This window comes from Mesorhizobium silamurunense (assembly GCF_014843905.1).
Taxonomy (GTDB): domain Bacteria; phylum Pseudomonadota; class Alphaproteobacteria; order Rhizobiales; family Rhizobiaceae; genus Mesorhizobium; species Mesorhizobium silamurunense.
The window spans coordinates 126,580-139,674 of record NZ_LPVS01000070.1 but is presented as its reverse complement, the minus strand read 5'-3'; the positions used below and the strand labels follow the sequence as shown (position 1 = coordinate 139,674).

The 13,095-nt window shown below is 62.6% G+C and carries 5 protein-coding genes; 3 read left to right on the top strand and 2 right to left on the bottom strand.

All coding sequences use genetic code 11. The annotated features are described in order from the left end of the window. The first annotated feature begins 19 nt into the window (after positions 1–19). Complete coding sequence (locus AU465_RS19935; RefSeq protein WP_192251704.1) at positions 20–9,892, top strand: LysM peptidoglycan-binding domain-containing protein; 9,873 nt, start codon at positions 20–22, stop codon at positions 9,890–9,892. On the opposite strand, the gene AU465_RS19930 is transcribed toward AU465_RS19935, so the two are convergent. Next, entirely contained in the window at positions 9,865–10,842 is a 978-nt protein-coding gene (locus tag AU465_RS19930; protein ID WP_192251701.1) for a LysR family transcriptional regulator, read from the bottom strand. The two genes, AU465_RS19935 and AU465_RS19930, sit on opposite strands and share 28 nt — an antisense overlap. A gap of 3 nt (positions 10,843–10,845) precedes the next feature. Next, entirely contained in the window at positions 10,846–11,568 is a 723-nt protein-coding gene (locus AU465_RS19925; protein WP_312891294.1) for a L,D-transpeptidase, read from the bottom strand. Positions 11,569–11,802: 234 nt separating this feature from the next. Between AU465_RS19925 and AU465_RS19920 the strand changes: the two genes are divergently transcribed. Continuing rightward, the gene (locus tag AU465_RS19920; RefSeq protein ID WP_246506265.1) at positions 11,803–12,459 is read left to right on the top strand and encodes a type III secretion protein; all 657 of its coding nucleotides are present in this window, start codon (positions 11,803–11,805) and stop codon (positions 12,457–12,459) included. 12 nt (positions 12,460–12,471) lie between these two features. Next, entirely contained in the window at positions 12,472–13,092 is a 621-nt protein-coding gene (locus AU465_RS19915; protein ID WP_192251698.1) for a hypothetical protein, read from the top strand. Positions 13,093–13,095 lie beyond the last annotated feature (3 nt).

Sequence of the window (13,095 nt, the reverse complement as noted above, 5' to 3'; positions counted from 1 at the left end):
ATTTCCGGAGGTCGTCCAGATGGTTCGCCCGATAACACTCACCAAGCCGCCGCTCCAGCCGCAAAAGGTCAACGCCAAGGCAGATGCAGCGCAGATCGCGCGGCTGGAGGCGCAGGCAGCGGAGCTGCGGGAAGAAATCAGGCTTGCCAACAGAATGGGCGAGCGCGATTGGGCGGCACAAGCCCGCCAGGAATTGGCGCATGTAAACACGCAACTAAGTTCCCTTCAGCCGCAGCCGGCTCCGGCGACGCCGGGCGCCAATGTCGTGCACGCCAGCAATGGCACATCCGGCAATGGAACGACGGTCACGCCAGCCCTCTTCGCGCGGCCCGATTCGACGCTTGCGCTGACGCCGGTGGACCTCGATGGCGGCAAGCCCGAAGACAGCGCCGCGGCAGCGACGACTGCCCGCGACATCGTCAAGGACGTCACCGGCGGCAAAAGCATCGACCAGATTGCCGCTGCGCGCGGCATGACGCGCGAACAGGTTATCGCCGCGCTCAGATCCGGCGGGATGGCCGTGTCGACCACCGACCCGACGAGCGGCAATGGCGATGTGCAGGCGACGAAAATCACGGATGCCAGCGGCCGCACCGTCACGCAATATTACGACTACCAGCATGACAGCTACTATGCGACCGTCCAGGCACAGCCTAACGGCGCAGCGACCACCACGCCGACCCGGGATGGGCTCGGGCGCAAGGAAACCAGCAGCTACAATTCAGACACTGGCGCCATAACGACGCGTTATGAGGACGATCTCGGGACAGGAACCGTCACCGAGCGGACGTCATTGCCCAACGGTGCGTCGGTGGAAACGGTGACGCCAGGCGCCGGCCCCTCTCTTCCCGTGACCACCGTCACAGGACCGGACGGCCACAAAACCATATTGGCGCCCGCCCAGGACCCAGGCGGATCCAGCACGCAGGACATCAAACACGATCTTGCCGACGGAAAAAGCATCGATCAGATCGCAAAGGAAAACGGCCTCACCAACGAACAGGTGATCGCCGAACTGCAAGCCGCCGGCTATCAGGTCAAGACTACCAGCAGCAGCGACGCGCGGTCGGTCGAGATCGTCGATCCGCGCTCCGGCGGCAAGATCGTCTACTCTTACGATTATCAGCACGACGTACGCACCGTCACGACCACGGCGGACGGCAAGAAAACGTCGGTATCCATCGATGGCAAGGGAACCGAAACCAAGACCGTCACCGACCAAGACGGCCGGGTGACGACGACCACCACCGAGAAGATCAATGGCGGCAAGCCTGTCGAGTACGAGGTCAAGCCGAACGACAACCTGACCCTTATCGCGCAACAGTATGGCGTGACGCTGGATGATCTCAGGCGGACGAATCCGGAGCTTTTCAGCTCGTCGCGCGACCCGAGCACAATCCACACAGGCGAAAAAATTACCATCGACAACGGCACCCGCACGACGGTCGAGGTCACATTCAACGGCTATACGCTGACCACCAAGCCCGATGGCAGCATGACGCTGCACAACAACACCACCGGCACCGACCTGAAAATCGAGGCGGGAAGCACGCAAGAAGCCCTGGCCAGGACGCTGCTGGCGGTGAACCCCAACAGCAGCGATCCCAAGGTGGCAAAAGAGGGCGAGGTCGTGAAGACCTTCGTCGAGGGGCTGTTGGCAGGGGAGACCCTGCCCAGCCTGATCGATGCCGCGGAAAAGGCCGGACAGGACAAACAGGCCCTGATCGACAAATACCACCTGGGCACGCCCGCCAAGCCCAAGCTGGACGGGCAGAACAGGGTTGTCGATCCATTTGGCGATCCACCCCAGGGCAACGCACCCTCGGGGGGAAAATGGATGCCGATGAAGATAGATGGCGTCTGGAGGTGGGTCGATCCCCAAGTCGCCCAGGCCATCATCAACGAGAACGTCGCACTGTCGCGCATCACCGAGACGCGGGCTCTGGCAGGCCAGCGGCAGGAGCAGTTCAACGTCGATCTGCTCGATCCTGCCTACAAGGATGCCGTCGACGGCGCGCAAACCATCATAAACAAGGCGCTGGAGCCTCACGGCCTGCAATGGACGCCGCAGAAACCCAAGGGCACCCTCGCCGATGCGCAGGCGCGGCTGACCAAAGCCAATACCCTTCTGCAGAACGCACAGGATGCCCGAGGCGAGTATGAGAATGCCGGGCGCGTTCTCAAGGATGCCATCGCCGGTCAAGGCAAGCTCACTCCTCTGGGCGATCCGAATGCGCCGTCGGTCAAAGCGCGGGGCACTCCCGACCTTGATCCGAAATACGACCAGGGCGTCGCCGACCATAGCGCCGTCGACAAGCTGTTTTCCGAGGTCGGCCTGCATCTGAGCAAGGGCGACAAGCTAACCATCGATTACCTGGTTGGGCAGGCCGAACTCGCCGGCGTCCCCGCGGACTCCAAGGAATACAAGGACCTCAAAGCCCTGCAGACGACGGCAGGCAACCAGCTCGAACTGGCCCAGGCCTACCAGAACTATTTCGACGCCCATGCCGATGCCGCACAGGTCAACGCGCGGCAGACGGACCTCGAGCAGAAGCTGGCTACCGAATATCTTGGTAAACAGAATTTCAACTTTGACGAGAAGTACAATCGCATCAATGGCGACTACCTCGGGCACTACAAGAACTCGTCGCTCGAGATCCGTGACGGCCAGCTCTGGGTAATCAACCATTTCGATGAGGGAACCACCGAACAGCAGCTGACCTACAGCCTGAACGACAAGCATGTCAGGGGCGAATACCGCGATCGCCAACTCAACAAAGACTGGCAGGCGCTGCTGGCCGGCTACGACTCCAACGCAAAAATGTGCACGGCAAATGGCCTGCAATCGGTGAGGTCCAGCGAGGAGCAGGCGGCAAAGAGCCTCAACGACGTCCTGGACCGGCAGCTCGGCGACAGCCTCGCCGATCTGAACGCCAAGCTGCCGACGCTGCAGACCAATTTCGACAATGCGCTGACGCATCACAAGCCGGGATCGGTCGATGCTCCCGAAGGCACGTTGCCCGACGGCGTGCAGCCGGTCGAGATCAATGTCGGCGGACAGACGATCAAGGTGGCGCCGGACGTTGCCCGGAACTACAACGAGCATGGGATCGATGCGCTGAGCCAGGGCGGGAAGGCGATCTGGATCGACCTTGATACCAAGGATGACGACCCCAATGGCCGCTGGGTCGATCCCGAACTGGCGGTCGCCAAGCTCAGGCTGGAGGCGACAAGGCTTCAGATAAGTCAAATCCAGGATCTGCGCAGACAGTTACAGGGCTTCAACGACTATCACGAGCTTCGGCTCAGCGAGCCGTCTTTGCTGGCCGATGACAACACCACTGTCGACAAAACCTATCTGGACAAGCACGAGCAGCAGACGCTCGACGCCATCTATCAGCCGAGGTTCCAGCAGCTGCTCGACAGAGGCTACGACAAGGAGTTCCACCAACAGCACGGCACGGAGCTAGATACTACGGTAGCCAAAACGCTCGGCCTGGACAGTTCGACCGATGACGGCCGCGACGCGATAAAGAATGTGACGGACGAGATCCGCGATATCGGCGGCGACAACCCGTATGTGCGTCGCGTGCCGATCTTCTATGTCGACGACCAGGTTGGAACGCAGCAGGTGACGCTGTTTGCGGTGCGCGACGGTGATGGCAACACCAGCTACGTCGACGCGACCGGCAAGAAGTTCGACGACCTCGGCGATTTCCAGGACAACAACAGCCAGTTTGGCGAGAACGGCAAGCTCGTTGTTCCCAAAGGCCTGGAGATGAAGGCGGGAGCCGACGGCAAGATCGCGCTTGAAGTTGTGAAGGCCCGCAACGTCTCCGTCTGGGACAAGGTCGTCGATCCGCTGGTTGGCATCGGCACCGGCATCGCCACCATCCTGTCGTTCACGCCGGCCGCGCCGGTCGCGGCGCCGCTGGCCTATACCGGCGCGGCCTATCTCGGAACCAGAGCGGTCATAAACGAGGTCAACCACCTGGACCATGGCGGCGAGTGGTACGACAGCGAGTCGCTGACGAACATCGCCAGCGCAGCAACCACGGCGCTGCCCATGGCTTCCAGCGGCCTGCGCACCATCGGCATGGCGGCGAAGAGTGAGTCATTCCTGGCAGGCGTTGCCGCCAGCCCCCGCGCCTTCGCCGGCAGCATCGGCGCAACACGATCGAACTGGGCGTTGGCATCCGAAACCCGCACATACATGCAATCGAGCGCCGGACTGAACAAGGCGGCGTGGGGGATGGATGTCGGCTCGGTGATTGTCGGCTCACCGTTACTGGCAACATCCGCCTACGATCTTGCCGCCAACGGAGACCAGATGAACGGTCTCCAGCTTGCCAACGCGCTTACGGGTCTCGGCACCGGCATCGCCGGCACGGGGCTTGGCATCCACGGTCTGCGGACGATGCGGCCAGGAACGGGCACGCAGGACCCCAACGCTCCCGGCGCTGATGCCAATCCGCCGCCCGGCAGCGACGGACCGTTCCAGCAGCCGCCCGGCGGCAAAGGACCGTCGCAACTGGCGCTGGAACCCGGCCCTTCGGGGCGCCCGATGGATGTGTACGAAATCGGCGCCGACGGCGTTTACAGGCCGACCGGAGAACAGGTCTTCCACGACCCCAGCCACCCGGTGATCCCAGGAGAGGTGATCAAGACCGATGAAGCCGGCGGCAATGGCTCGACGGCGTCGCCGGACCGCGATCCCGATGGTTCGACTGCCTCCGGCACACCGCATCTCGCCGACGGCGATCCCATCGTCGTGCCGGGCGCGCCGACAGGAAAGGACGGGCCGGTACGTCTTGTCTGGGATCCGGAGACGCGCAGCTTTACCGGCATGCCCGAGCGCGACACGAGCGGCTACATCTACACCAGCGGCAAGGATCCGAAGACGCCGTCGGCCTATCTCGACGGCTTGACCGTCGAGCAGCTCGTCAACCGCCATGAACAGGAGAAAGGCTATTATTCCAGCCGCGAGATGGCCGAGCGTTATGGTCCGGACGGCGTTCAGATACCGCGCACGCCGCTTCGCGAGATCTTGCCCGACTTCCGCGTCGGCGTCACCTTCCGGGTCCGGCTGAACACGGGCCAGGCGTTCGGGATCGGTTCGCCAACCGTTGCTGCCGTTGGCTTCGGCGTCGGCACCAAAACCGATTTCGGCATGATCGGATGGTCGATCGTCGACAGTGTCAGCCAACGCAGCCTGACGCCCGTCAAGGACGCGCTCGGCACCCAGGGCGTCATCTCCTATCGGTCGCGCGAGTACAGGAACATCACCGGCCTCCAAGCCGGCGTCTGGCCTGTGTCCAATCAGACGGCCCTGCCGGTCCGTGCCAGCGATCTCTCGGCGGCGGCGAGCGGGGCGGTGTTCAGCGACGGGACCGGCTATGACGCCAGACCGCTGGATGCCGCGATTGTCGGGATGACGCCGGATGGCCAAGGCACCGTGGTCGAGATGACCTACACGCCTTTGCTCGAAGGCAAGGAGGTTACCCTCGCGCCCGGCCAACACGATTTCTTTGGCGTGCCGGCGGAAAACAGCTCCGGCCACGTCACGCTGCAAGCCGCGCTTCCTTTCGATCGCGTCATGACCGAGACCAAGGCCGGCATACGCCTGCCGATCGTGGCCAATCATGTCGCGGCGGTCGATCAGATGCCGCGCATCGGTTTCGAGAGGCGTCCGGAAATGCCTGTCAAGGACACGCTGCAGCCGGGCGACATTGTGTCGGCGCAGGCGTTCGACCAGATCCAGTCGGCCCTTGGTTCGACAAACCTGAAGATCCAGTTCGCCGTCAAGGACCCGGCGAAGGCATCCGAACTCGTCACGGCGATCGGGCAGGGCGATGGCATCCGGTCGATCCGCGCCCTCGTCAAGTCCGGTCAGATCGATTCGTCGAACACGGTTTCTCTGGTCGATGAGCCGACGCTGAGCGGACTGCGGCTTTCAGCGGTGCCGGGCAAGTCGCCCACGGCGGACATTGTTTTGCTGACCGGCGAGAAGGCTCGCGTGGTGAACCCCGAGGCGATGCTGGTCGACGTCATCTTCAACGATCGCAACAGGCTGCCGGGCGCGCTGGGCTTCAATCCGGATCGGGTAGCCACCTCCGCGACCTACAAGGTGAAATCGGCAGTACAATCCTGGCTTCCGGCGCGTTTCACCCCGGACGGCTCACCGCAGCCGCGCTACATGCCGAGCGCCGGCAACATCTACCGGAACCTCTATGGTTCCGACGGGACTCCGGCGACGCGCTACACGATTTCGTTCTCCACGCCTCCGCTGCCGGCAGGCGCCGTGGCGTTCAGCGCCGAGGTGAGATTCCAGTACAAGTCGAAGGCCGCCAAGACCGCGCCTTCGATCGCCAAGAACGAAACCGCGACCCTGACCTTCGACCGCGCCGGCGGACAGTCCGAGCAGTTGGCGATCCCGGCCTGGCTCGCCCGTGCGGTGGAAACGTCGCGTGACGGAGCCTCGACGGCCATACCCAAGGGCGGCAAGGCCTCGCTGGACCAGTTCCTGGCAGACCTGCAGAAGACGGCGCGGCCGGATCAGCTCGTCGCGATCGAGCAGTTCAAGAGCGATTTCGGCGCTTCGATCGTCGATGGCGGTTTCATGCGCCAGGACGTTGCCGACGGCGTGCTGACGTTCCTCTCCTCGCAGGTAGGCAGCCGCCGAAGCGGGCCGATCCAGGTAAGGGACGAGAACGGGCAATCGGTGACCGCCACCCGCTACGGACCGCTGCCAAAGAGTGCAGAGAACGTCTATGTGCCGCCGGCCGACGGGCCGCAAGCGCGTGGCGACGAACCGGAGTTGATCCACAAGTCGCATATTCTGTTCCGGGACCCGGAGACGGGAGAAGCATACGTCCTGCCGTGGATACGCGGCGCCTCCGAGGACCATGTGCCGGGCGGTCAAGGAACGCCAAAGGAAGAAGCGGTGCCACCGGATACGGTCAGGAAAGCCATCGAGGCGGCTCCGCCGACAACCTACTCGCTGCAGCAGATCCGCAACATGCGGCAGCCCGAAAAGTGGAAGGCAGGCGAGATCTATACACGCGAACTCAACGGGTCGCTTGGAGAGGCGCATTTTCCGGTCGAGGCCAACCCGGACGGTCCCTACGCCGTTACCGGCCAGGGCGGGCGTTACGTGGATGCGCCAGTCTTCAAGAGCCAGGATGTGATCGAGGCGATCGAGGTCAAGACCTACCATCGCTGGACGACGATCAACGGTGTCGCGCAGATGCGCGAAGTGCCGCTCACGCCGAAGCTGCAGGAACAGATAAACAAGGATGTGGCGCTGCGGAATGAGAACCCAGGCTATCAACCGCGCTGGGTTTTCCTCGACGCGCCGCCTTCGGCCGAGTTGCAAGGGGCGCTCGACGATGCCGGGATTGTCGGAAACATCTTCGGACATAACAAACCTGCCGCTGCAACACCGCAACCCCAATCCGCGTCGACCAAGAGCGGTTCGGGCCGGACCATTCAGCTCGAAGACGAAAGCGGCAAGGTGATTACGGCGGCAGTGCTGGGCACCGGGCCGAGGAGCCCGAAGCAGGTCCATGTTCCGCCCTCAGACGGCCCGCGCGTATGGGGCGATGCCCCGGAGGTGGCGGACAAGACGCACATACTGGTGTACGACCCCGATACGGGCGAGGCCGTGGTGCTGCCCTGGATACGCGGAGCTTCCGACGGTCACGTGCCGGGAAGCCTGGGCCGTCCGGAAGAGAACAATCAACAGGCCAATACCGCCGCGCAGCCTTCGCGCGGTAAGGGGCAATCGGCTCCGAATAACGGACCGCTCACCCGGGATGGCGTCAGAGCTACCCCGCTTGATCAGGTGCCAGATCTCGTCATGGGCGATTTCCAGCCGAACCAGATTCCCTGGCTGAAGCGCGAGCAGGTAGCCGAACTGACGGAACAGCAGTTCCGCGACATGGATCAGGCCGGCTTGCTGCCCTCTCTGACCAAGAGCCAATTGCGGGGTATCCCGAAGACAAAGACAGGCTATGTCAACATAGCGGGCCTCGTCGAGAGGCAGATTCCTTGGCTGACCGAGGGCCACATCCGCAATCTGACCGACCAGCAGTTCCATGATCTCGGCAAATCGGGTTTGATCCGTCACCTGACGAAACCACAGTTGCAGGCGATAAAAGGAGACAAAGTCGGGCTCGTTGACGTGTCGAAGTTGGATGCGCGGCAGGTGCCGTGGTTCAAGCCCGGCCAGGTCGCGAAGTTCACGTCACAGCAATTCAAGGATCTGGGCGAGGCTGGATTGCTGAAGAACCTCGTCGAGCGCCAGGTTCAGGCGATCCCTGAACCCATGATCGGTTCCATGGACATGGCGAAATTCGATCCCAAGCAGGTGCCGTGGCTGACCGGCAAGCAGATCCCGGCGCTGACCCGCGATCAATGGGGCGCCTTCACGATCCACCATATCGAGGCCCTGACCCAGCCGCGGATCGAAGCGGTGACACCGAAACAGTTCGAGGAAATGAGCCCCGGCCAGTTCCGCAAGTTCACGCTTGAGCAGTTCGAGTGGATGAGCGGGGATCAGACGGACGCCCTCTCCGTGCTGCAGCTGACGACCTTTCGGGCGACCCATAAAAAGGCGATGACGCCGGATCAGGCCGCCAGCGTCGACCTGGCGCTGAGCCATGCCAGGATGCGCGAAAACGCTCAGGCGCTCGCCACCTTTGGCGGCATGTCGAGCACCTCATACATGTTGTGGAGTTCGTTGCCCCCAACCTGGACCGCCACTGCCGGAGCCGTGGCATTCGGCGTGCGAGGCCTCGTTTTCGGCACGCAGGCGATCTTCCCCAACGCGACTGCAAATCACAAGCCGTTCGGGCGGTTCCTCAATGCGCTCGGCGGAGCCACATTCATTGCCGCAGCGCCAGGTGCCGCGACAGGGATGATCCAGGGCAAGGATATTGTCGTCAACAGCACGTTCTCGCTCGGCAACGTCGTCTATGGCACGAAGTCGATGCTGCAGTCGTTCACCGGCAGGCCGGTGATCCGTAACATGGCCGAGCATCTGGCCGGGCCCGGCTACGTGCTTGGCTGCGCCGTCTATACGCTGCACTCCTGGCCGGCGCCGATCGCCACAGTCGCCGGCACCATGTTCACGTTCGGCTGCGCGGAGTTCTGGGCGTCGGCCATAAGGACGGACCGGATGAATCGCCGTTCGGTACCGCGAACCGATGCCGATATCGCGGCGGCGGCGAAGTCCGACAAACGATGGGCCACAGCGGATCGATGGACGCTGGGCATCACCTTCGGCATCGGAATGCTTCTCTTCTCTCTGGACTCCCTGCTCGCGCAGCCCTGGGACCCGAAAACAACCGCTCCGCCCGATCCGAAAAAACCGGATGGCGGTGCGACGTCCCAGCAGCCCGACGATCACTTGGATGTTCCAGGCAAGCCGAAGACCCCGCCCGAAGACTTCCCGCAACTCGTCGTGTCGGCGGATGACGGCCTGAATTTGCGGAGCCAGCCCGAGGGCGATTCTGCCGTGGTGACGGTTCTGCAACCCGGCACGTTCGTCGAGCAGACCGCGAAGCCTTCGACCGATCCGTCAGGAGAGGCCTGGATACCCGTCGAAGGGTTCGGACCGGACGGCAAAAAGCATAGCGGCTGGGTTTCGGGTGACTATGTCGAGGTTCATCCCGAGGGCAGCAGCAATTCGGAGGGCCGCACGAATCCGACGTTGGAGAAAGACGGCTATCAATGGGTCGAGGTCAAGGACGGCGACAGCATCCGCCTGATCGCCAAGGCGCATTCAGCCGACGTGGCGGATACGGTGGTGCTCAACATGGATCATATTCTGAGCCCGGATATGATTTTCTCTGGCGACCGCATCTACCTGCCAATTGCGTCGGTCGGCTGAGACGCTACGGGCTCAACTCCGAGTTCGTCGGCAGGCTGCGTCTTGCCGATTCTCGCGGCATATGCATGTGCGATGCAGCCGGCCAGCTTTGCCGCCCGCTCCGCAATCGGATTCGATGGTTCGGAGGAGTACGAAGCGGTGAACCGCAGGTCGGAGGGATGCCACTCGCAGTCGACGATGCGCAGGGTGCCGCTGGCCGTGTAGTCTTGGACAACTTCCCTGGGGAGGGAGGCGATACCGATTCCGTTCAGCGTCATCTTGATGGAAGCGGCCAGCGAATTGGCCGGAAAGATACGCGGCGTCGCTTCAAGTTCGCCGGTCAGCTTGCGGTAAAGTTCGCTGTAGGGTCTCGTCGTGCGCGCATAGCTGATGATTGGGAATTGCATCAGGTCGCTCACCGTCAGCTTGCCTCGGTTGGGTAGTTTCAAGGTGGGCGAGCAGACCCATACGAGCGGGAAGGATGGCAGCTCCATATTCTCGATGCTGTATTCCTGCATGGGGCCCATCAGCACCGCAAGATCGAGTCGGTGGGACATGAGTTCGTTGCGAAGGGTTGTCGTCGTGTCGACGACGATATCCGTATCGACAAGCGGATAATTCACCTGCAATTCCTTGAGGAAATCAGGAAGCCAGGTGTGCACGATGGTTTCGGCAACCCCGAGCCTGAGCACTCCCGCGGTCTCCGAAAGAGAGTTTGCCGTCAACTGCAGCCGTTCGGCCTCGCGCAGCACCCGTTGCGCTGGCGGCAGCAGCCGTTGTCCCTCTGCGGTCAGCCTTACGGTGCTGCTCTGCCTCTCGAACAACTTCGCGCCGAGCGCTTCTTCCAGACCGGCAATTCGTGTCGACACCGCCGGCTGTGTTGTGTTCAGACGCTCCGCAGCCTTTCGAAAGCTTCCGAAAGTCGCCACCAGGAGAAAGGTTTCGAGCTGCTTGATGTTGAAAGGGATCACGGTTCAATGCCGAACAATAATCTGGGCGCCGATCTTCACCCGGTCATATAGATCGATAACGTCTTCATTTGTCATGCGGATGCAACCGGAGGAATTGGCCTGTCCGACGGTCCATGGCTGATTGGTGCCATGAACGCGATAAAGCGTGTTGCCGATGTAGAGCGCGCGCGCGCCCAATGGGTTGTTCGGCCCTCCCGCGACGCGCGCGGGCAGGAAGCGGCCCTTTGATGCTTCCCTGGTCCGCATTTCGGCCGGCGGGCGCCAGTCCGGCCAGTCCCTCTTGCTCGAAATCGTGTCGCGACCGGACCACTCGAGCCCCTCCCTGCCGACGCCGACCGCGTATCGCAGCGCCTTGCCGTCCCCCAATAGGTAGTAAAGGCGCCGCTCCGTGGTGTTGATCACAATTGATCCCTTCGGTTGAGCTTCACCGAAATCAACGATCTCCCTTGGGATTGCCGACCATGCGGGCCGCATTTCTCCACCCGGGGCCTGGTCGGGGGCGGATGGCGAGACCAGCACATTTCGGGCTTGATCGTAACTCCAGCTTCGCGGGTCATAGCCGCTATTCGATTGACCCTGCGCCGGCGCCGAGGCGGCAGTCAACGTGGCTGCGACCAGAACCGATTTACCCAAGTCACTCACGAGACGCGGACCGGTCAGGGTCCAGCGCCCAGTGATGCCGGCGGGATCATTTGAGCTCGCGAGAAGGTCCTTCTGTGCCGCCACCCAGGCCGATCCCTTTCATATTCGAGCATGGAGCCGGCGACCAAGAACCGCTTCTGCCTGATTCCATGCGCACCATATCGCTTTGCTCACCGTTCGCAACATTTGGAACCAAGTACACAAATGCAATCCAATTGGACTTCCAATTTGGCAACGCGCGCGATAGGATGAACTCGGCGGGTAAACCATGACACGGGCGACGCGGGCTATCGCTCCGCGCCCCTGCGATAGGACCCAATGTTGACGGCACGCGGTACCTGCCATGTGCACCGGTTGTCGAAAGCCAACGCTGCCTTCGTGGCCGGCGCCCTTGCGGTGATTCTGATGTTCGGCCTTGCTGCTTCGAGGGCGGATGCCGCCGAGCCGCGCTGGCCTCCCGGTCCCTACAAATACATCACCATAGATCAGTCGGTGACGGATGCGCTTGTCGAGCTCGGCCGCAACATGCGGGTGCCTATGCGCGTCAGCAAGCTTGTGAAGGGACGCTTGAGCGCCGGCATGCCGGTTGGAACGGCGCGCGAGTTTCTGGAAGAGATTTGCAATCGATACGGTCTGGTCTGGCATTTCGACGGTATCGTCATGAACGTCGCCACCGAAGCGGAGGTTCAGACGCAAATGATCCCGCTTGACGCCAACACGGCTGCCGACGCGGAAGACCGGCTTTCGCGGCTGGGCGTCATCGATCCGAAGTTTCCGGTGAAGGTTTCCACGCAGGACGACGTCGTCTCGGTATCGGGTCCGCCGTCCTACATCGAGCTCGTCAGGAAGACGCTCGGAGTTCCCGCCGCACAGGGCAACAGGCAGGAAGCGGGCAAGGTTGCTTCGGTCCGCGTTTTTCGCGGAAGGCAGGCGGAGGCGCAAAATGTCCCCTCCGGAAAACCGATCAATGAATAGGAGGGCAGCTTCATGCAGATCGCGCCGATTGGAGCCCTGGAGGCCACGCTGGCAAACTTGACCACCAGCATAAGCTCTCAGCAGCAGATCACCGCCGGCGCGGCAGCGCAGCCGGGCAACCGAATGGCAGGCGCCAAGCAGGAAAAGCACGATGCCGCCCGGCTCAACGCGCCTGAGCGCGGCGATGTTGCCACACGCGCAGGCCAGCAGGTGGCGCAGGCATCGTCCGGAGCCAATCCGGCAATGGCCGGACAGTCTTCCAAATCGGAAAGGGCCGGGCCGCTCGTTGAACGCAAACTCTTCGACTATCTGGCCGAGGTGGAGAAGTCTGGAGGGGGAGCGGTCACGGATCCTTCGGCTCTGCTCGGTTCCGCTGTTCAGTCGCTGGAAGGAACCATGCAGCAGGTCCAGAAGGCGCTCGGCAGCGCGAACACGCCGGCGCACGCTGAAACGGCCGCCACGCAGGATGCTGCACCGTCGGGCAAGGAAGCCGAAAATGCGCCGGCAAAGAATGCCGAGCAACTGCTCGAGCGGTCCATTTCTGTGATGTGGGCGGCAGCCAATCTCGAAGTCGTGACGAGCAGCGTGAAGGCCGTGACGTCGTCCACCAGCACGCTGATCAAGCAACAATAGGGC